A 20949-nucleotide genomic window follows, 5' to 3' on the forward strand; every position below is an offset into this window, starting at 1 on the left:
CTGCTTATCAGGCCCCGCCACAAGGACGTCTTCTTTTCCCTCGAACAAGCCCCGACATGTTCAGACCTCTCTTCGTATTTATCGGCACGCGTTATACCCGTGCAAAGCGCCGCAATCATTTTGTGTCGTTCATTTCTCTGACTTCAATGATCGGACTCGCCCTCGGCGTGGTCGTAATGATTGTGGTGCTCTCGGTGATGAACGGCTTCGATCATGAGATGCGCACCCGCGTGCTGGGCATGGTGCCCCACGCGACCATCGTTGGTGATCAACCGATCAGCGACTGGCAAAGCCTGGCCGCCAAGGTCCGGCAGAACCCCAAGGTGGAGGCGGTAGCACCGTTCACCCAGATGCAGGGGCTGCTGACCCATGACGGCAATGTGCAGAAAGTAATGCTCAATGCCATCGACCCGGTGCAGGAACGCAAGGTATCGATCATTGACAAGTTCATGCTCGAAGGACAGCTCGATTCGCTGACCCCGGGCAGCTTCGGCATCATCATTGGTGACAAGGCGGCCAGGAAGCTCGGGGTTGCCATCGGTGACAAGCTGACCTTTGTTGCGCCGGAAGTCACCGTAACCCCGGCCGGGATGTTTCCACGCATGAAACGTTTCACCGTGCAGGGCATTTTCCATGTCGGCGCGGGTGAAATTGACGGCTACCTGGGCGTGACCAACCTGCAGGATCTGGCCCGTTTGCAACGCTGGAAGCCTGATCAGGTACAGGGGTTGCGTCTCAAGTTTGACGATCTGTTCCAGGCGCCGCGTACGGCATGGGAAATCGCCCAGCAGCTGGGCGAGAGCCAGTATTACGCCCGCGACTGGACCCGCACCCATGGCAATCTGTATCAGGCAATCCGCATGGAAAAAGCCATGATCGGTTTGCTGTTGTTGCTGATTGTCGCCGTGGCCGCCTTCAACATCATTTCCACCCTGGTGATGGTGGTCAATGACAAGAAAGGCGACATCGCTATTTTGCGCACCCTGGGCGCCACGCCCGGCACCATCATGGCCATCTTTATGGTCCAGGGCACCGTTATCGGTGTGGTCGGGACCGCCATCGGCGCCGTGCTCGGCATGTTGGCGGCACTCAATGTGAGTGCTGCGATCTCGGCCCTTGAAGGCTTGATCGGGCACAAGTTTCTCAACGCCGACGTGTACTTTATCGACTACCTGCCGTCGCAATTGCAGGCGCAGGATGTGTTGATGGTGTGTGGCGCGGCATTGGTTCTGAGTTTCCTCGCGACCTTGTACCCGGCCTGGCGTGCTGCGCGCACCCAGCCTGCGCAGGCGCTTCGTTATGAGTGAGTTGGGCATGAAAGAACAAGCAGTGTTGAGTTGCCGCGACCTGGGCAAGAGCTACGAGGAAGGCCCGGAGTCGGTGGTGGTGTTGTCCGGCCTGCAGCTGGAGCTGCACCCGGGCGAGCGCGTGGCGATTGTCGGGACCTCGGGCTCGGGCAAAAGTACCTTGCTCAATTTGCTCGGCGGCCTCGATACCCCGTCTTCGGGCAGCGTGTGGCTGGCAGGCGAAGAGCTGTCGGCACTGGGCGAAAAGGCCCGCGGCCTGTTGCGTAACCGCTCGCTGGGCTTCGTTTACCAGTTTCACCACCTGCTGGCCGAATTCACCGCGCTGGAAAACGTCTGCATGCCATTGCTGATCGGTAAAACCCCGATCCCCGAGGCACGTGAGCGTGCAACTGCGTTGCTGACCCGGGTTGGCCTGGGCCATCGCCTGGAGCACAAGCCGGCAGAACTGTCGGGTGGCGAGCGCCAGCGCGTAGCGATTGCCCGCGCACTGGTGAACAACCCGGGGCTGGTGATGCTCGACGAGCCCACCGGCAACCTCGATTCGCACACCGCCCAGGGCATTCAGGACTTGATGCTGGAGCTCAGCACCTCGATGCGCACAGCGTTCCTGGTGGTGACCCATGACATGAACCTGGCCCGCCAGATGGATCGCGTATTGCACCTTCAGGAAGGTCGTCTGAGCGCGATGTAATCGCCAAGCCCGGCGCCGTATTCCGGCGCCGGGTCTTTTATTTTTATACGGTGCCCGCGAATGTTCAGACCGTTATCGATTTTTATCGGCACGCGCTATACCCGTGCCAAGCGCCGCAACCGATTTGTTTCGTTTATCTCCATGACTTCGATGATCGGTCTCGCCCTGGGCGTACTGGCGATGATTGTGGTGTTGTCGGTGATGAACGGTTTTCAGCGTGAAATGAGCAACCGCATTCTCGGTATGGTGCCCCACGCGACCATCGTCGGCGTAAAGCCCATTGATGACTGGCGCCCGGTGGCCGAAGCGGCGATGAAGAATCCCGAGGTCACGGCCGCTGTGCCGTTTACCGAGATGGATGGCATGTTGTCCTACAAGGGCTCGATGCAGCCGATTCAGGTCAGCGGGGTTGATCCGGCGCTGGAAGGCCAGGTTTCGATCGTTGCCCAGCACATCGTGCAGGGCCGGCTAGAAGACCTGAAGCCCGGCGAGTTTGGCGTGGTGCTGGGTGACATTACCGCACGACGGTTTCGCCTGGGTATCGGTGACAGAATCACCTTGATCGTCCCCGAGGCCAGCACCGCACCGGGGGGAATTACCCCGCGCCTGCAGCGCTTGAATGTGGTCGGTATCTTCAAGGTCGGGGCCGAGCTGGATGGCTCCATGGGCCTGATCCACGTTGCCGATGCCGCTGCCATGCAGCACTGGCAGCCGAATCAGGTGCAAAGCGTGCGCCTGGCGGTGAAGGATCTGTACGCAGCGCCCCAGGTGTCGAAGCAGGTGGCGGGCAGCCTGGGCGACGGCTACCGGGCGGATGACTGGACCCACACCCAGGGCAGCCTGTTCAGCGCCATGAAGATGGAAAAAACCATGATCGGCCTGTTGTTGCTGATGATCGTGGCCGTGGCTGCGTTCAACATCATCGCCACCTTGATCATGGTGGTGAACGACAAGGGGGCCGACATCGCCATCTTGCGCACCATCGGCGCCACCCCGCGTCAGATCATGGCCATTTTCATGGTCCAGGGCACGGTGATCGGTATTGTCGGTACCTTGATTGGCGGCGTATTGGGTGTGATTGCGGCGCTGAATGTCAGCGAGCTGGTGGGCTGGATGGAACGGGTTTCCGGGCAGCACATATTCAGCTCCGACGTGTACTTCGTCAGCAACCTGCCATCAGAGCTGCAAGGTGGCGATGTGGCGTTGATCTGCGGTGCAGGCTTTTTGCTGAGTTTTCTGGCGACGCTGTACCCTGCGTATCGCGCGGCGAAAATCCAGCCGGCCCACGCGCTGCGCTACTCCTGACCGCCCTTGACCTGACCTGTAGGAGCGAGCTTGTCTCGCGAGCTCTTCCTGAGTGCTGAAAAGCTCGCGAGACAAGCTCGCTCCTACAGTACATACGGCCGCTCAATTTCCAGCCGTATCGCGCGGCGAAAATCCAGCCGGCCCACGCGCTGCGCTACTCCTGACCGCCCTTAGCCTGACCTGTAGGAGCGAGCTTTTTCTGAGTGCTGAAAAGCTCGCGAGCAAGCTCGCTCCTACAGTACGTACGAGCGTTCAATTTCCAGCCGTATCGCGCGACGGAAATCCAGCCGGCCCACGCGCTGCGCTGCTCCTGACCGCCCTTGACCTGACCTGTAGGAGCGAGCTTGTCTCGCGAGCTCTTCCTGAGTGCTGAAAAGCTCGCGAGACAAGCTCGCTCCTACAGTACGTACGGGCGCTCAATTTCCAGCCGTATCGCGCGACGGAAATCCAGCCGGCCTACGGGCTGCGCTACTCCTGACCGCCCTTACCCTGACCTGTAGGAGCGAGCTTGCTCGCGAGCTCTTCCTGCGTGTTGAAAAGCTCGCTCCTACAGGAGGCGTCAGGTGCTCCCGGCCTTGATAGTGGGCAGTTCAAGCACGAACCGTGTCACGCCTTCCTGGGCTTCACACCTGATCTGCCCGCCATGGGCGCGAATGATTGACTGGGTGATGGCCAGTCCCAGCCCCGCATGCTCGCTGCTGCCTTCGCGCCGTGCCGGATCGGCCCGGTAGAAGCGATCAAACAGGCGTGGCAGCAACTCGGCAGCGATCCCAGCTCCGGTGTTTTCGATGCTGATGCGCACGTGGCTCGCCGTTTCTTCGATGAGCACCTTGATGGCTCCACCCCCCGGCGTGTAACGCAAGGCGTTATCCAGCAGGTTGGACAGCGCGCGGCGCAACATGCTGCGATCGCCTGCAATCTGTCCGTTTCCTTCGCGGGTCAAGGCTATTTGCGAGTCCTCGGCCAGCAGTGCGTAAAACTCCAGTAAAGCGTCCACCTCGCGGCCCAGATCCAGCGGCTCGCGGCGCGGAGTGAGCAGGCCATGGTCAGCCTTGGCCAGATACAGCATGTCGTTGACCAGTTGTGCCATCCACTGCAGTTCTTCGAGGTTGCTGTGCAGGGCCTCGCGGTACTCATCGATGCCCCGGGGCCGGGTCAGGGTGACCTGGGTATGGGTTAGCAGGTTCGACAGCGGGGTCCGCAGTTCATGGGCAATATCGGCAGAGAACGCAGACAGTCGCTGAAATGAATCATCCAGCCGTTCCAGCATGGCGTTGAAGGCGCTGGCCAGTTCTGCCAGCTCGGCGGGCATCTGCTGCTGGGGCAGCCGTGCGTTGAGGGAGTCGGCCGAGACGCTGGCTGCAATCGCGCTCATGCGCCGCAACGGGCGCAGGCCGCTACGGGCAGCCCAGGCCCCCAGAATGGCGGTAGCCAGCGCCGAGAGGCCGACCGTCATCCAGATCAGGTGCTGCATGCGCTGCAGGAAGTGTTGATGGTGGGTGATGTCCAGCAGCAGTGTCAGGCGCGGTGCGTTTTGTGTGTCAGGAATGGGGTTCAGAACCCGGTAATCAATGCCGTTGATTTGCAGGCTGCCAAGGCCGGGGCGCACAGCAAGCTGTTCCGGCAAACTTGGCGCGCTGTCAAACCACAGGTGCCCGTCCGGGCCGCGCACCCGCACCGTCAGGTCTGGTTGCTGGTTGAGGTGCAGGAGCAGGGCGGGCAGGCGCCGGGTGAAACTTTCCAGGGTGTCGGCGCCTTGCAGGGTGTCGCGCAGCACGGTGAGGCGGCTTTCCATCAGCTGTTGGTCGAGTTCGACGAAATGTACCTCGCTGGCGCGCCCGAACAGCACCCCGGCAAACAGTGAAACCACCGCCGTGCAGCCGGCAAACAGCAGGGCCAGGCGGCTGCTCAGGGACAGGCGACGGATCACGGAGCACGCTCTTCCAGCACGTAACCCATGCCGCGCACGGTGTGGATCAGTTTGTGTTCATGGCTGTCATCGATTTTCAGGCGCAAGCGGCGTATCGCGACTTCGATAACGTTGGTGTCGCTGTCGAAATTCATGTCCCACACTTGTGAGGCGATCAGGGACTTGGGCAGTACTTCTCCCTGGCGTCGCATCAGCAATTCCAGCAGGGCGAACTCTTTGGCGGTGAGGTCGATGCGCTGGCCATTGCGCTCAACCCGGCGCCGGATCAGGTCCAGGCGCAGGTCGGCCAGTTGCAGGTGGGTCTCTTGCGTGGTGCTGCTGCCGCGGCGCAGCAAGCTGCGCACCCGGGCCAGCAACTCGGAAAAGGCGAAGGGCTTGACCAGATAATCGTCTGCCCCCAGTTCCAGGCCGTGCACGCGGTCTTCGACGGCGTCGCGGGCGGTCAGGAACAGCGCCGGCATGTCCAGCCCCGCACTGCGCACGGCTTGCAGTATTTGCCAGCCGTCACGGCCCGGGAGCATTACATCGAGAATCAGCAATGAGTAATCGCCGGTCAGGGCCAGGTGCTGGCCGGTGATGCCGTCAGCGGCCAGTTCGGTGGTAAACCCGGCTTCGCTCAAGCCCTGGCGCAGGTACTGGCCGGTTTTGGCCTGGTCTTCGACTATCAGCAATTTCATCGGTGGCTCATCACAAAAATATCCTCAGCCTTATACATTGGCCTTGGGCGGGCAGGGGCAAGCTGACAAAGTTGTAATCTTACGGTCAGTTGAATGCCAGCGGCGCAGTTCTAAAGTCGTTGAAAATTTGTACATTCCCGGGAGTCAGTATGACTGTGCGTAACCGTTTGGCCCTCGCGGGTTGTTTATTGATGTTGAGCGTGCCGGTGCTGGCAGCGCCTGCCGGCCATTTTGATTTTGGTCAGCCGGCCCCGGCCGCCAGTGCCACGCGCACCGTGCAAGTGGATATGACCGATATTGCCTTCACTCCCACAACACTGGACGTGAAAGCAGGGGAGACCGTGCGTTTTGTACTGGTCAATAAAGGGCAGTTGTTGCACGAATTCAACCTGGGCAATGCAGCCATGCACGGGGCGCACCAGAAAGAAATGCTCGCAATGCAGCAAAGCGGCATGCTCACGCCGACCGGGATGAGTCACGCCGGCATGGACCACGGCGCCATGGGCATGCAGCACGACGACCCCAACAGTGTGTTGGTCGGGCCGGGTAAAACTGCCGAGCTGACCTGGACCTTCAGTCGCGCCGACAACCTAGAGTTTGCCTGCAATGTGCCCGGTCACTACCAGGCCGGAATGGTCGGCAAGGTCAAAGTTGAGCCTTAATCAGCCCTGATCGTCTGCTGGCGCTGAAAGCCTGGCGTAAACCCGATAGAATTGCCGGGTTTTTCTAGCCAGGTTATTGTCATGCATCCCGCAGCCGAACATTCGCCGCTGGGCAAGTCCAGTGAATACATCAGTACCTACACCCCGTCCTTGCTGTTCCCTATCCCGCGTGCGGCGAAATGGGCCGAGCTGGGGCTCAGCGCCGAGACCCTGCCGTATGTCGGGGTGGACTTCTGGAATTGCTTCGAGCTCTCATGGTTGTTGCCGTCAGGCAAGCCGGTGGTGGCCATTGGCGAGTTCTGCTTTGCCGCCGATTCGCCGAACATCGTCGAGTCCAAGTCTTTCAAGCTGTACCTGAACTCGCTCAATCAGAGCGTTTTCGCCGATACACCAAGCCTGGTGCAGACGTTGCAGGCAGATTTGTCAGCCGCATCCGGCAAGCCCGTCGGCGTGCGCGTGCGTAGCCTGGATGAGGTTCAGGCAGATGGCACAGGGGTTTTGCCCGGTCTGTGTATCGATGATCTGGACATCAGTGTCAGCGATTACCAGCAGCCGCGACCTGAATTGCTCAAGTGCGATGAGACGCGGGTGATCGAAGAAAGCGTCTACAGCCACCTGCTCAAATCCAACTGCCCGGTCACCAGTCAGCCTGACTGGGGCACAGTGGTGGTGGAGTACCGTGGAGCGGCACTGGATCACGCCAGTTTGCTGGCGTATCTGGTGAGCTTCCGTCAGCACTCGGATTTCCATGAGCAATGCGTAGAGCGGATTTTTCTCGACCTGCAGCGTTTGCTCAAGCCGGAAAAATTGACCGTGTATGCGCGTTATGTGCGTCGTGGCGGGCTGGATATCAACCCGTACCGCAGTACCGAAGCTGTCGAATTCCAGAACCTGCGGCTGGTACGTCAGTAAAGTCCTGTGACCCTGCAGGGGCGAGCTTTTGATCTTTTAAAAGATCGCGAGGCAAGCTCGCTCCTGCTGCGGGAGTATCAGGCCTGGTTCAGCGCCCTGGCCTGTTCCAGCACCGCTTCAACATGGCCGGGCACTTTCACGCCGCGCCATTCGTGACGCAACACGCCGTTCTTGTCGATCAGGAACGTGCTGCGGTCCACGCCCAGGTATTCCTTGCCGTACAGCTTCTTCAGCTTGATCACGTCAAACAGCTGGCACAGGGCTTCGTCCTTGTCGCTCAGCAATTCGAACGGAAAACCCTGCTTGGCCTTGAAGTTCTCATGGGACTTGAGGCTGTCGCGCGACACGCCAAACACTTCGGTGTTGGCCGCCTGGAATTCGGCGTAGTGGTCACGAAAGCCCTGGCCTTCAGTGGTGCAGCCCGGCGTGCTGTCCTTGGGGTAAAAGTAAATCACCACCTGCTTGCCCTTGAGTGCCGCCAGACTGACGGTTTGCTCACTGGTAGCCGGGATCTGGAAGTCGCCTACGGGTTGGTCAATTGCAACGGCCATGGGGGGAGCTTCCTTACATTGGGTTTTGTGGGCGCCAGGGTTCGATCAGCGCATCGAGGTTCAGCGCGTCGGCGAAGTCCAGGAACTGATCGCGCAACCAGCTGATCTGGATACCGGCCGGCAAGGTCACGGTGAAAGTGGCGTTGAGCATGGTGCCGCCGGTTTGCGGCGCCTGATAGGTGTCGCAGGTCAGGTTTTCAAGTTCGACGTTGTGGTCCATGAAGAACTGGCACAGCTCGTTGATGATGTCCGAGCGGTAGGCCGAGCTGACATAGGCCACGTACGGCAGCGCCTGCGGGCGGGTCTCAAGAGCGGCACTGCGCACCACATTGACGCTGAACGCGTGTTTTTTGGCCAGTGCGGGCAAGCCGGCTTCAAGGCGGGCCAGGGCATCCCAGCTGCCAGTGATTTCCAGAACCAGTGCGCTGCATTCGCCGTGGCGAGTGAGGCGGGAGGTCACGACGGCGCAGCGATTTTCATGGCTGGCGCGGCACAGGACGTTAGTCAGCTCCATTGGGTTGGCGCCAAGGGCACTGATGACAAGGAATTGTTCGCGGACTGTGGGGGTGGACATGCAACCTTCCTAAAGCGATGAGCGGTCAGTACGGTGGATGAATGCGTCGCGACTAGCAGGCTCTCAACAAATGCCTGAACCCTGCCAATACGCCGTCGTAGACAGTCTGCAGGCTCTGCAAACCGCTCCTGGCGGTGTTTGGGGCGGGCTTTTGGCGCTGGATAAAGACCTGTGAAACAGCCTTGCGCACTCATCAGTACCAATCAAAGGCTGAAGGGTAGCGAAAAGCAGCGCCAAGGGGAATGCTCATCGGGCGCGCTGTTGCTTGTGCAAGGGTCATGGCGCCAGTACCATTACGGCTCTCTTTTTCCGGCAGGAGCGGTTGCATGATTGCGGGCAGTATGGTGGCACTGGTCACACCTATGGATGCACAAGGCCGTCTGGACTGGGACGCACTGCGCAAACTGGTGGACTTTCACCTGCAAGAGGGCACCAACGCCATTGTTGCCGTTGGCACTACAGGTGAATCGGCAACGCTCGATGTGAACGAACACATTGAAGTGATTCGTCACGTGGTCAAACAGGTGGCAGGACGTATCCCGGTCATTGCCGGCACGGGCGCCAACTCGACGCGTGAAGCGATCGAGCTGACCACCAATGCCAAGGCTGCCGGCGCCGATGCGTGCCTGCTGGTCACACCGTATTACAACAAGCCGACCCAGGAAGGGCTGTACCAGCACTTCAAGGCCATCGCCGAAGCGGTCGACATCCCGCAGATCCTCTACAACGTGCCGGGCCGTACCGCCTGCGACATGCTGCCGGCCACGGTTGTGCGCCTGTCGAGCGTGCCGAACATCATCGGCATCAAGGAAGCCACCGGCGACCTGTCGCGCGTCACTGCCATCCTGGCCGGTGTCAGCGATGACTTCCTGGTGTACTCCGGTGATGACGCCACCGCAGTCGAGCTGATCCTGCTCGGCGGCAAGGGCAATATCTCGGTGACCGCCAACGTCGCCCCGCGTGCCATGAGCGAACTGTGCGCCGCTGCGATGCGTGGTGACGCCGTCACCGCCCGCGCGATTCACGAAAAGCTGATGCCGCTCAATAAAACCCTGTTTATCGAATCCAACCCTATCCCCGTGAAATGGGCGCTGCATGAAATGGGCTTGATGCCGGACGGTATCCGTCTGCCGCTCACCTGGCTCAGCGCACCCTGCCACGAACCGCTGCGTCAGGCCCTGCGCCAGTCCGGTGTTTTGGTTTAATTGAGGAAGCATTACGCATGAAGCGATTGGCCGGACTTTCCGCACTAGCCGTGATTATTTCGAGCACCAGCGGCTGCGGTTGGCTGTGGGGTCCAGACGGGTACTTCCGGGACCGTGGCAGCGACTATCTGGAGGCGCAACAAACCGCTCCAATGAAACTGCCGCCAGGTGTAGTGACTGACAAGCGCCTTGTGCCGCTGTTGCCGATCCCGAGCAACGTGCCCGATGACACCGTCAAGGGCGAGTTCGAGGTTCCGCGGCCATTGCCGCTGGCGACAGTTGCCGGTGCCAGCGACTACACCCTGCAAAGAAGCGGCGACAGCCGTTGGGTGATGGCGCAGCACGTACCGTCAGAAGTCTGGCCGGTAGCGATGCAGTTCTTCCAGGACAACGGCTTCCGTATCGATGAGCAGCGCCCGCAAACCGGCGAGTTCACCACCACCTGGCAGCGCGCTGACGAACTGTCCGCGCCAATGGCTCGCCACCTCGGCACCAGTGGCCTGGCAGCTGACAGCGAAACCCGCGTGCGGGTCCGTATCGAGCCGGGCGTACAGCGCAACACCAGCGAAATTTATGTGGTGAGCGCCAATCGTCCAGCCGGCAGCACCGCCAACGTCGATTTCGGCCAGCGTTCGGTCAATACCGGCCTGGACGCGGCACTGGTGGACGAAATGCTCATCAGCATGAGCCGCAGCGCCGAGAAGGGCGGTTCGGTTTCGTTGCTCGCAGCACGTGATTTTGACACCCCGACCCGCGTCAGCCTGAGCGAAGACGGCAGTGGCAACCCGGTATTGAGCCTGACCGAAGACCTCGATCGTGCCTGGTCCGGCGTAGGTCGCGCACTTGAACAGGGCGAGTGGCGGGTTGAAGATATCAACCGCACCTTGGGCCTGTACTACATCAACCTGGCCGAAAAAGCCGAGAAGAAGGACGAGAAACCCGGTTTCTTCTCCAGCCTTTTCGGCAGCAAACCGGCCAAGGAAGAAGTGGAAGCCCGCGCCCAGCGCTATCAGGTTCGCCTGAGCAAGGTCGGGGACAGCGTGCAGGTGACTGTCGAAGAAAACATCAACAAGGTTGCACCGCCAGAAGTGGCGCGCAAAGTGTTGGGCGTTATTCAAGACAACCTGGGCTGATCCTGTGCGTTTTGCCGTTCTCGGTAGTGGTAGCCAAGGGAATGGCACGCTGGTAGCCAGCGACAGCACCTGTGTACTGGTGGATTGCGGTTTCTCGTTGCGGGAAACCGAACGCCGCCTGGTGCGTCTGGGTATCAGCCCGCACCAGCTGAGCGCGATTCTGGTCACCCACGAACATGCTGATCATGTGCATGGCGTGGGGATGCTGTCCCGGCGCTACAATGTGCCGGTGTACATGAGTCGTGGTACCCAGCGCGGGATGCGCAAGCCGCTTGAACCTGCCGGCTTCGTGGCAGGTGGCGAAACGTTGCAGATCGGTGCCTTGACCATCAGCGTGACCCTGGTTGCCCATGATGCCCAGGAACCCACCCAATACGTATTCAGTGACGGCAAGCGGCGTTTCGGCCTGCTGACCGACCTGGGTTCGTACTGCGATGGCGTACTGGACAGCTATCGCGGCCTGGACGCGTTGATGATCGAGGCCAACCATTGCCGCGACCTGCTCGCCCGTGGTCACTACCCCTGGTTTCTCAAACAACGGGTAGGTGGTCAGGAAGGACATTTGAACAACCACCAGGCCGCAAGCCTGGTGGCCGAGTTGGGCTGGAAACACCTGCAACACCTGGTACTGGCCCACCTCAGCAGCAAGAACAACCTGCCGCAGCTGGCCCGGCAATGTTTTGTCGACACCCTCGGGTGCGACCCGGACTGGCTGCAACTGGCCGATCAAGATTCAGGGCTCGACTGGCGCACAATCGCCTAGCCCACCTACTTAGCATGCGGAGCCCATCATGGAAAAACGTGAAGAACTCTATCGCGGTAAAGCGAAATCGGTTTACACAACTGACGACGCCAACCGCTTGATCCTGTTGTTTCGCAACGACACCTCAGCGTTCGACGGCAAGCGCATCGAACAGCTGGACCGCAAAGGCATGGTGAACAACAAGTTCAACGCCTTCATCATGCAGAAACTCGAAGAAGCCGGCGTGCCGACCCAATTCGACAAACTGCTGGGCGATAACGAATGCCTGGTGAAAAAACTCGACATGATTCCGGTCGAGTGCGTTGTGCGTAACTACGCGGCCGGCAGTCTGGTCAAGCGTCTGGGTGTGGAAGAGGGCATGAAGCTCAACCCTTACACCTTTGAGCTGTTCCTCAAGGACGACGCCAAGGGCGACCCGTTCATCAACGAATCCCACGTCGTGGCGTTCGGTTGGGGCACTGCCGAGCAACTGGTGCGCATGAAAGAACTGTCGCTCAAGGTCAACGAAGTGCTGAACAAGCTGTTCGATGACGCCGGCCTGCTGCTGGTGGACTTCAAGCTCGAGTTCGGCGTATTCCACGACGGCAGCATCGTGCTGGGTGACGAATTCAGCCCGGACGGCTGCCGTCTGTGGGACAAGGCCACCGGCAAGAAGATGGACAAGGACCGCTTCCGTCAGGGTCTGGGCGACGTGATCGAAGCCTACGAAGAAGTTGCACAGCGCCTCGGCGTCCCGCTTTAAGCGGTCATGAAGCGCCTGGAGGCGGGTTCGCGCAACCGCCTCTGCCAGAGCCTCACGCCGACAGTGCAAGCTGTCGGTTAGAGGCGCGGCGTACGCCAGGTACGCCGTCGCCTGGCAATGCAATCCAACCGCTGTTCCGGACACAAATCGCAACCGCAATCACAAGCCAAAAGGCAGTGCAGGCTACAGGCGAATCATCCGCGCCAGGCACAGGCTGGTTTGCCTCCGTACTTCCTGTCGTGGAGCGCAAACCTTCAATGCGCATCAATCTGACGACCCGATATCTCTCTTCAGTGACTCGCCGAGCTCTGCTCTCAGGCGTCGAAGTCCTCCCCTTGCTGTGTCTTCCTGCGTTCGCATAAAGGCTGTCTGTCGATACGCCGAGACGTGCTGCCCCATCAGCGATCTGCTGCGCGCAGGTATATCCTGCAATAACTCCTAGCTTCCCGCGATTTATCAAAACGCAGGTTTATTTTTACACCAAAAGAAGTATCAATACTTTTAGGTGGACTAAAGGCATTAGGAATATCAGGGGTATTAGGAGTATTCCGATATAACGATTGGGAATGTTTCGCTAAGGTTACCGCTCGTTGCGCGACATGCTTGGTTGGGCCGGTCGGGGCACGAATATTAAGTATTTTTAAGTAATCTAAGGCGTAATACGTCTCGGCTCGGAAGTCTCTATGTCCCTTTTCAAAAAAACTATTCTGACGCCCTTTGTACTTGCTGTCGGGGTATTGAGTGTTCAGGCCCATGCTGCACCGATCAATCATACGGTTCAGTTGTCTTCCTTCGTTCCGACAGCAGATTTTTATGTATTGCCAAGTGACAGCAGCTGGATCGGCGAGACTCAGGCGCTCTCTTACAATATAAACACTCAAGAAATGGCTTCATTGGTTAAAACATTTGACGCTGTTCATTCTGCAGGCTCAATCAGTGCACAACTGTTGGCCCCGGCTTACTTGGCTGCGGGTGCCAATAGTGTTGTTCTGGATGTCAAGTTCAACGGCAAGTCGTTGACCACTACCGCCCAGACGGTACTCACCGCAGCCGAAGCAGCTACTGTAAAAGTAGTGAATCTGGAAATTATACCGACCAGGCCGGCAACCGGCTATGAGTCGGGTAGCTATCTGGGCAATGTCCAATTGTCTTTTGATGCCGTCATCTAAGTTCAAGTTGTTGAGCATCGGTTGTATGGCTTGTTGCGCGATCACGTAATCGGTCAGTACCGGTGCGGGCAGTAAGCGACTGATTGACTCTCTCCGACATCGTGTGCAGCGCATGTCGGAGTTTTTTTTGCCGCTATAAGCAAGGTGTTACGGAGTGAGTCGGTATACTGATTTGTCATTGGCTATTGCCTTTGCAAGTGCTGCAAGTTTTTGCCAGGCTTCCATCGCAGCAACACCTAGTTATACCACTTTGCTGGTTCAGGCAGACGGGTTGCCTAAAGAGTTTCACGAGCATTTCTTTGACGTGCCATTGGCCGTACGGGTAATGCTTGATAATCAAGTTCTGGGTGAGGCCATGGTGGTTCTAAGCCGGGACGAGCGCATGACGCTTATCGAGTTTACGGATACCCGTGACAGCGACATTAGTCCGGCCGAACGTGAAGTCTGGCAACTGCTGTTACAGCAAGGTGTCGTACTGGGTCCCTGTGCAAGTCAGTGTGCAGAAGATCTGTTGGCAGTGCATTACAGCCTCAACAACTCAGAAGTCTCGATACTTACCGGCAAAACCGAGCGCAAAACCATCGAATCCGAACACTACGCCCAACCCCAGGGCGGTAGCAGGGGGTTGATGCTGAGTAATCAGTTGAACCTGTCTGGCGGGCAGGGCCAGGATCTCGCTGCGCACCTGGGACTAGGGGCCGTCTCAAGCCTGGGCAACTGGACCCAGACTGTCAGAGGCCAGCTTAGCAAGATGGGGGGGGACGAAAACCAGCTGATGCACTCAGTGTACGAACTGCATAGCCAAAGGGAGTGGCGCGACAACTTTCTGCGCCTGGGGTACTTCACCCCGGAGTCGGTGGGTCTCAGCCGTCAGCCGCGTACATTTGGTAACAGCCCCGACACAACCCTGGGCGTCATGCTGGGCAGTTCCGACAGTCTGGCCAAAGGTGGACTGCAACCTTCTGTCTACCCGGTTTTTGTGACTGCCAATCGTGAAGCAACCGTAGAAATTTACCGTAATGGCGTTCTGATCAACAGTCAGCAAGTTGCGCCAGGTCTGCAGGCCCTTGATACGCGCCCTCTGCCAGGTGGCATCTACGATATTGAAGTCAGACTTATCGAAGACGGCATAGTCACCTCCACGAGCGATGAGTTGGTGTACAAGCCCAGCAATTGGAGCAATACCAACCAGCGCTGGCGCTATAACGTGTTTTTTGGTCGAGAGACCAGGCTGCTGAGCAACTGGGACAAGCAGGAAGATGGCGACACCACCGTCGGTACTGCGGTCAACTATCTTTTACACCCTCGGGCAGTGGTCGGTGTTTCGGCACGCCAGACCAAAGGGCAGAATCAACTCGGCACTTCTCTGGATCTCGGCCTGGCAAGCCGCACGAGTCTGTACACCAGTGTGTATCGCAGCCAGGACCACGGCACGGGAATGGAGGTGCAAGCGCTGCACAGTTACAGTTCAGGCAGTGTCGTTGCCAGCCACAATCGTAGCTGGCTGGACACGCGCAACACGTGGGAAACCCTCCTTGACGGCAGCCGGGTGCGTCAACGCTCCCCCTATAACGGCAACGTCAGCAATTCGGCGCTGAGTATCAGCCACCGCCTGCAAGGGCATAACAGTGTTAACGCCCGAATATCCCATAGCGAAGGCCAGATAAGCGGCATTAGCCTGGACCTGGGATGGATGCGTACGACTCAATTGTTCGCCAATGACATTAACTGGCGGTTCTCTGTATTTGACCGGGCTGCTGCTGTCAGTAGCGGCAATCAGCGTAATCGCGGTTTCGATCTGAGCTTCAACATGGCGCTTGGAGAAGCCAGCAAGCGTATGACCGCCAGTGTCGGCTCCCGCGCTTCGCGTAGCGGTGATACAGATCGCAATGCCTCCCTCGGCTATCAGCAAAACTTTGAAACGGGCACGGTGCGCAGTGTCCGCGGCTCCGTGCAGACCGACACTTATGGTGTCGGGCTGGCCGGCAGTGCGCAGTTTGAAGGTCGCTATGCCTCTGGCGATGTGCAAGTGCAGCGCTCGTCTTACAGCCGGGGAGTGTCGGGCAGCCTGAACCTGACGAGCAGCCTGGTAGTGGGGGGCGGCAACATTGCCTTGAGCGGCCAGCAGGCGGGCAATCAGGCCAGCATGATTATCGATGTGGAGTCGGATATTGACGACCTGGAGCTGCGGGCTGACGACCTGAGTGGCAGCGGTACGATTCTGCGCCCGGGCCGCAACGTGATTCCTGTCAGTGCTTATCGCGACGGCGTAGTCCAGCTCGACTTCCTTGGCGTCGACGCGCCAGCGGCAACCATTCGGCCTGCCCGCGCCCGCTATCACTTGAACAAAGGCGGCGTGGCTTACCAGCGCGTCAGCGTCATCAATACCCTGACCCTGTTAGGCCGTGTGGTGGATGCTGATGGCCTGCCATTGAAAGGACATCACGTAATCAACCACGCCAGCCGTGGCGTAACCGAGGTAGACGGGTTCTTCTCCATGGAGCTCAGTGCTGACACCCCGACCCTTGAAATCGTTCGTGGCGAGCGTGTGCTGTGCCGGTTTGATCTTGACCCCAAGGTTCTGAAGCTCGAAGGCGATGTTTTGATGGCCGGCGACCTGCGCTGTGTCGAGGGCTCGATGGCCGGACAATTGGCGCACAACTGACGCCAAAACCACTGGACCAGACCTCATAAATCCAAGGCCGCTGCCACAGTTTGAAGCGGCTTCACATTCAAATGTTGAACGCCGGCGGTGACATTTTGTTTATCAAAGCGCTGATGGTCGCCGGCTTTTTACCGAGGATCTCCTTCGTGCATAAATTTTTATACCTGCTGGGCCTGGGCCTGTTTGCGTCGACGGTCCAGGCAGGGCCCAGTATCAACATCGGCACCATCTATGACTATATGGCCTCCGACAAGAGCTCGTATCTCAAGCGCATCAATAACGTCGGTGACAGCACGGCCTTTGTGCGAGTCAATATTTACGAAATGACCTTTGATGCCGACGGCAAGGCGACTGAAACCGCGCTGGACAACCAGGGGCCCTTGAGCGCAGAGCGCAAAGGTTTGGTGGCGAGCCCGGCGCGACTGATTATCCCTGGCAAGGGGATGCAAGGTACCCGGCTGCTCTATCTGGGGAATCGGGATGTCGAGCGTTACTATCGTGTGCGATTTGTTCCGGTCGTTCCTGAAAAGGAAGACCAGTTTGCGGTGCCCGAGGAGGAGCGCAAAGCCTATAAAGACTCGATGTCGGCCGGCGTTAATATACTGACCGGTTACGGCTCTGTGTTTTTCGTAAGGCCGGAAAATACCCGGTTCACTACCCGGGTCCACAACAGCGCTATTGAATACCGCGTTGAGAATGCGGGAAACAGCACCATAGAACTGGATGGGTTCAAAGACTGCTCGATGAGCCAGGCCACTGACTGCAAGGCCACCCGCAAGATTCATCTGCGGCCCGGGAAATACTTTGCGTTCAACAAAGAGCCCGGGCGAACATATTCGTATAACTTGATAGAGGGTGGTGCCTCGAAAAAAGTGGATGTGAAGCCATGAACATGCTCGCGATAGCCAGGTTTTCCTGCGCGCTGGCGCTGGTGCTGAATTCCACTTTCAGTTGGGCAGAATCGATCGATATTACGGCAGTCTTCACCCCGGACCCAAGGAATCCGGGTAACACTAAATTCATTAATACAACACCGGACACGGGGCATTGTTTAAATATTGCATGTGCTGCCGGGCGTCATAGTCTTGCCCCGAAAATTAAAACCCTGCCCGCTGACATAAAGGCCAATGCCGCGGATTTGCGCCAATCAGCCTTGTTTAAAATGCCAACAGAGATCAAGAATGTAACCATTGTATCTACGGATGGCCAAACCCAGCAGCTGGGATTCCAGATAGTCGGGGCTGGAGCGCGCCTCCAGTTCAATAAAAGTGTTGGTGCCATAAGCGGGGGCGGGCACGCTGACATTTGGGTGGGCGGCTCGTGGTTGTATGCGGGTGCTGGAGGATGCTCGGGTACTGGCTATTCCAGGCTGTCGACTACCTTCTATAGCTTTTTCTGGGGCGTTGGCCCGCCAGCCAACTGCGGGAGAATATCTAGGTTTGATCTGGAGGATTTCCGCTACGAAAATTTCACCTTCATATATCAGCTCATCACCCCAAACCCTCTTTCAATGAAGTCAGGGGTATATCGGGGGCAACTTGATCTTTCGGTAGGTCCCGGAGGTGATTTGGACTTCGGTGACGTCATGTTGCCTGATGATGACCGCCTGACCTTGAATTTTATACTTGAAGTTTCTCATGTACTGCAGGTGGCATTTCCTGCGGGCGCGCAACATTTAGCATTGGTACCCCAAGGTGGTTGGCAGCAATGGTTGGAGCGTGGTCGGCGCCCGGAGAAATTGTCGGCAGTGCAAAATTTTTCACTCTGGTCATCCATGCCATTCAAAATGCTGCTCCAGTGCCAATATTCCGCTGGTAATCAGTGCGCACTGGAAAATGAAGTGGGTCATCAAGTGGCGGTAGACACTCGGGTTACGTTGCCCCCGGGTTTTTCCACCTATATGGCCGGGGGGCCTGTTAAAGACCTTCCACTGAGCAGCAGCACACCGACTGTCATTGATGTCACCCAGTACATGGATAACGCCAGGGGCAGTCTTGATTTTGCAATTGATCGCGACGGGGTGGAGAAGATGATCGTACATGCCGGGAGCCGGTACAAAGGCGATGTAACAGTGATCTGGGATGGTGACATCCCTTAGGTTCTGGCAAGGCTGCTGCCAGTAAAATCAACAAGGCGCGCTTCCATCAGGGGCTGGGCGACTTTATCCAGGCCCGTGAAGAAATTGCGTGGCGCAGGGTTTTGAGCTCCAAAGGCGTGCAAGTAATTGATAGCAGGCATTTTTTTGAAATAAGGCTTTGCCAGAAAGATAAACCGCTGTTATGATGCGCGCCGTTGGAGAGATGCCAGAGTGGCCGAATGGGACGGATTCGAAATCCGTTGTACTGGCGACAGTACCTAGGGTTCGAATCCCTATCTCTCCGCCATTATTGAACAAGACGAAGCCCCTGAAATGGTCAAACATTTCAGGGGCTTTTTCGTTGTGCCCGGGAATCGCCGGCAAGCCGGCTCCCACAGTAGGGGCAAGCGTGCTGGCGATGCCTGAACCCAGCCCCTGGCCCTTATCTGTAGGAGCCAGCTTGCTGGCGATGGCAGCGCTGCAACCCCGTGGCCCTTGCGGTCAATCAGACAAAGCCCGACCTGAACTCGCCCCCCCCGTACCTGTAGGAGCCAGCTTGCTGGCGATGGCAACACTGCGATCCGCCAAGCAACCCCATGGTCCCTGCGGTCAGCAGGCAAAGCCCGACCTGAACCCGCCCCCCCCGTACCTGTAGGAGCCAGCTTGCTGGCGATGGCAACACTGCGGTTCGCCAAGCAACCCCGTGACCCCTGCGGTCAATCAGACAAAGCCCGACCTGAGCTCGCCCCCTTATCTGTAGGAGCCAGCTCGCTGGCGATGGCAACACTGCTATCCGCCATGCAACCCCGTGGCGGCTGCAGTCAAGCAGGCAAAGTCCTAAATGAACCCCGCTCTCTGTAGGAGCCAGCTTGCTGGCGATGTGTGTCTTGTCCTGCGTAGCCCGGGCAATGAGGCGTCTACTACGGCGCTGCAGGTTGGTCTAGAGGTGTTGGCAGGATGAATTGTTTCAGCATCCTATTTTATTGGGTTTTTTCAGTTTTTAGGAGTTTTCCGATTTTTCGGAGTGATGGACGTCTATAAGATTCGCCCTCGTCAACAGCGCAGTTACAACAGGTAACACTCACGGACTGCTGATTGAATGTTTAACGCGACTTGTCAGTTTTAGTGATTCTCAAACTAATAATAAAAAAACGACAACCTGGGGCGGCCTGAGTTTTTTTTCGGCCAAGAGTTGCTGTCGTATAACGATGTTGATTATTTGAGTCGGGCATAAACCCGGGTTGTTTAGTTGGTGAGTTAATTAGTGAGAAATCGATGAAAAAGGTAATGCTGGCTTTAGTATGTTGTGCGGGGTTTTCGTTGTCGTCGGTACAGGCGGCGGCCCCAAATATTAATGTAGGTTCATTGTTTGATTTTATTAATTCCGATAAAGGTACCTTTCTCAAACGTGTTCGTAACAGTGGTGATGCCACGGCATTTGTCAGAGTAGAGATCAGTGAGATTGTCTACGATGCTGATAGAAAGCCGGTTGAGCAGCCTGTTGAGAATACCCGTCTGGGTGAAGATAAAGATGGCCTGGTAGCCAGTCCGGCGCGGTTGATCATTCCGGCGAACAGTCAACAGTCGGCGCGCCTGCTTTATTCCGGTGATCGCACCCATGAGAAGTATTACCGGGTGCGCTTTGTTCCGGCCATGCCGGATAAGTCCGATGACTTTTCGCTGTCCACAGAAGAGCGTGATCAGTATAAGAAAGAAATGTCTGCCGGCGTCAGTATCATGACCGGTTACGGCACTATCGTTGTAGTGCATCCGTCCAAGGCACATTTTGCAACGGATATTAAGGAAGGGGCGGACGGCTATACCGTGAGTAATAACGGTAATAGCACCATTGTGCTGGACGGCTTCAAGGCGTGCGGCGCCAAAGGCAAAAATTGTCAGCCCGGTCGGCAAATTCATTTATTGCCACAGAGCAGTCAAACCTTTAGCAAGTCCGAGCAGCACACATACGAATTCAAACTTATCGAAGGGAACCAGGAAAAACCGGTTCGCTTGGGTTTTAAGTAAATGCAATAACCTTTTGTTCCGTGCAGGGACTTTACTACCGAGAGAGATGTAATGATGAAGATCCGTTCGTTGTTTGCTGCCACCTTGTTGGCTTCTTCCACTGCTGCCTTTGCTGCACCTGTTCCCTTTGATCTGAATGTCAAGGCTATTGTGCCTTCGGCAACGGGCCTTGCTGTCTGGGATAATACCGGGTGGTCCACGTCTGATTTGAATATGGCCTACGACCATAACGTAAAAGACTTCAAAACTGTGGGCGGTCCGCTGAACATTAAAGGTGGTACTACTGCGGTTAAGTCCTATCTGGTTTTTGAACCAAAACTGTTGGACGCAAGCGAAGTTATTGATATGGAAGTCAAGGTGGGTGGTGTGGCTTTGAAGGTGGGGCCAGCCGCTGCTGTTGACGTGGCTACCGCTGCAGAAGCTACCGGGGGTGCAATCAAGGAAGTTCAAATCAGCGCCATCGAACCGGCTACTGGTTATAAAGAGGGTAGCTACGCAGGTGCTGTGCACATGATGTTTGAGTCTGCTCCTGCTGCTCCGTAATAGATAAAGGCTGTAAAG

General features: G+C 57.5%; 19 protein-coding genes and 1 tRNA gene. 16 read left to right on the plus strand and 4 right to left on the minus strand.

Annotated features, from left to right (window positions below; genetic code table 11):
* The first annotated feature begins 56 nt into the window (after positions 1–56).
* Genes WG29040_RS06085 through WG29040_RS06095 form a run of 3 tightly spaced genes read left to right on the plus strand, consistent with a single transcriptional unit; the run spans position 57 to position 3303 of the window.
* Positions 57–1307 carry a lipoprotein-releasing ABC transporter permease subunit gene (locus tag WG29040_RS06085; RefSeq protein ID WP_003446647.1) on the plus strand — a complete coding sequence of 417 codons (1251 nt, stop codon included), beginning with the start codon at positions 57–59 and terminating at the stop codon, positions 1305–1307.
* A 7-nt stretch (positions 1308–1314) separates the two neighbouring features.
* Complete coding sequence (lolD, locus tag WG29040_RS06090; RefSeq protein WP_165439647.1) at positions 1315–1998, plus strand: lipoprotein-releasing ABC transporter ATP-binding protein LolD; 684 nt, start codon at positions 1315–1317, stop codon at positions 1996–1998.
* A 60-nt stretch (positions 1999–2058) separates the two neighbouring features.
* On the plus strand, positions 2059–3303 hold the full coding sequence (locus WG29040_RS06095) for a lipoprotein-releasing ABC transporter permease subunit (RefSeq protein WP_003446651.1): 1245 nt from the start codon (positions 2059–2061) through the stop codon (positions 3301–3303).
* A gap of 559 nt (positions 3304–3862) precedes the next feature.
* Here the strand turns inward: WG29040_RS06095 and WG29040_RS06100 are convergent.
* Positions 3863–5230, minus strand: coding sequence for a heavy metal sensor histidine kinase (locus tag WG29040_RS06100; RefSeq protein ID WP_165878350.1), 1368 nt, complete (start codon positions 5228–5230; stop codon positions 3863–3865).
* Positions 5230–5910, minus strand: coding sequence for a heavy metal response regulator transcription factor (locus tag WG29040_RS06105; protein ID WP_127195850.1), 681 nt, complete (start codon positions 5908–5910; stop codon positions 5230–5232). Before WG29040_RS06105 ends, WG29040_RS06100 begins: the two co-directional genes overlap by 1 nt.
* Positions 5911–6059: 149 nt before the next feature.
* Here WG29040_RS06105 and WG29040_RS06110 point away from each other — a divergent pair, with 149 nt between their 5' ends.
* Positions 6060–6572 carry a plastocyanin/azurin family copper-binding protein gene (locus WG29040_RS06110; RefSeq protein WP_010656809.1) on the plus strand — a complete coding sequence of 171 codons (513 nt, stop codon included), beginning with the start codon at positions 6060–6062 and terminating at the stop codon, positions 6570–6572.
* 81 nt (positions 6573–6653) lie between these two features.
* A complete protein-coding gene (gene queF / locus WG29040_RS06115) occupies positions 6654–7484 on the plus strand; it encodes an NADPH-dependent 7-cyano-7-deazaguanine reductase QueF (protein ID WP_003446667.1) in 831 nt (276 codons plus the stop codon).
* Between the two features lie 77 nt (positions 7485–7561).
* On the opposite strand, the gene WG29040_RS06120 is transcribed toward queF, so the two are convergent.
* A complete protein-coding gene (locus WG29040_RS06120; protein ID WP_003446668.1) occupies positions 7562–8035 on the minus strand; it encodes a peroxiredoxin in 474 nt (157 codons plus the stop codon).
* 13 nt (positions 8036–8048) lie between these two features.
* Positions 8049–8609, minus strand: a complete 561-nt coding sequence (locus WG29040_RS06125; RefSeq protein WP_003446670.1) for a glycine cleavage system protein R — start codon at positions 8607–8609, stop codon at positions 8049–8051.
* 326 nt (positions 8610–8935) lie between these two features.
* Here WG29040_RS06125 and dapA point away from each other — a divergent pair, with 326 nt between their 5' ends.
* From dapA to WG29040_RS06180, 11 genes are all read left to right on the plus strand, one after another.
* Positions 8936–9814 carry a 4-hydroxy-tetrahydrodipicolinate synthase gene (dapA, locus tag WG29040_RS06130; protein ID WP_003446672.1) on the plus strand — a complete coding sequence of 293 codons (879 nt, stop codon included), beginning with the start codon at positions 8936–8938 and terminating at the stop codon, positions 9812–9814.
* Positions 9815–9831: 17 nt separating this feature from the next.
* Entirely contained in the window at positions 9832–10947 is a 1116-nt protein-coding gene (gene bamC, locus WG29040_RS06135) for an outer membrane protein assembly factor BamC (protein ID WP_003446674.1), read from the plus strand.
* A 4-nt stretch (positions 10948–10951) separates the two neighbouring features.
* Positions 10952–11710 (plus strand): MBL fold metallo-hydrolase, encoded by a 759-nt coding sequence (locus tag WG29040_RS06140; RefSeq protein ID WP_003446676.1) that lies wholly within the window; start codon positions 10952–10954, stop codon positions 11708–11710.
* A gap of 28 nt (positions 11711–11738) precedes the next feature.
* Positions 11739–12452, plus strand: a complete 714-nt coding sequence (purC, locus tag WG29040_RS06145; RefSeq protein ID WP_003446678.1) for a phosphoribosylaminoimidazolesuccinocarboxamide synthase — start codon at positions 11739–11741, stop codon at positions 12450–12452.
* A gap of 683 nt (positions 12453–13135) precedes the next feature.
* Positions 13136–13621, plus strand: coding sequence for a CS1 type fimbrial major subunit (locus tag WG29040_RS06150; protein WP_003446680.1), 486 nt, complete (start codon positions 13136–13138; stop codon positions 13619–13621).
* A 154-nt stretch (positions 13622–13775) separates the two neighbouring features.
* Complete coding sequence (locus tag WG29040_RS06155) at positions 13776–16286, plus strand: TcfC E-set like domain-containing protein (protein ID WP_256681525.1); 2511 nt, start codon at positions 13776–13778, stop codon at positions 16284–16286.
* A gap of 146 nt (positions 16287–16432) precedes the next feature.
* Positions 16433–17176 carry a molecular chaperone gene (locus tag WG29040_RS06160; protein ID WP_177412938.1) on the plus strand — a complete coding sequence of 248 codons (744 nt, stop codon included), beginning with the start codon at positions 16433–16435 and terminating at the stop codon, positions 17174–17176.
* Entirely contained in the window at positions 17173–18384 is a 1212-nt protein-coding gene (locus tag WG29040_RS06165; protein ID WP_127195852.1) for a hypothetical protein, read from the plus strand. The genes WG29040_RS06160 and WG29040_RS06165 overlap by 4 nt, the downstream gene beginning before the upstream one ends.
* Before the next feature lie 196 nt (positions 18385–18580).
* Positions 18581–18670, plus strand: a tRNA-Ser gene (locus tag WG29040_RS06170).
* Between the two features lie 968 nt (positions 18671–19638).
* On the plus strand, positions 19639–20388 hold the full coding sequence (locus WG29040_RS06175; protein ID WP_127195853.1) for a molecular chaperone: 750 nt from the start codon (positions 19639–19641) through the stop codon (positions 20386–20388).
* A 51-nt stretch (positions 20389–20439) separates the two neighbouring features.
* Positions 20440–20931 (plus strand): CS1 type fimbrial major subunit, encoded by a 492-nt coding sequence (locus WG29040_RS06180; RefSeq protein WP_127195854.1) that lies wholly within the window; start codon positions 20440–20442, stop codon positions 20929–20931.
* Positions 20932–20949 lie beyond the last annotated feature (18 nt).

It is taken from the genome of Pseudomonas sp. PAMC 29040 (assembly GCF_003994535.1).
GTDB lineage: Bacteria > Pseudomonadota > Gammaproteobacteria > Pseudomonadales > Pseudomonadaceae > Aquipseudomonas > Aquipseudomonas paraversuta.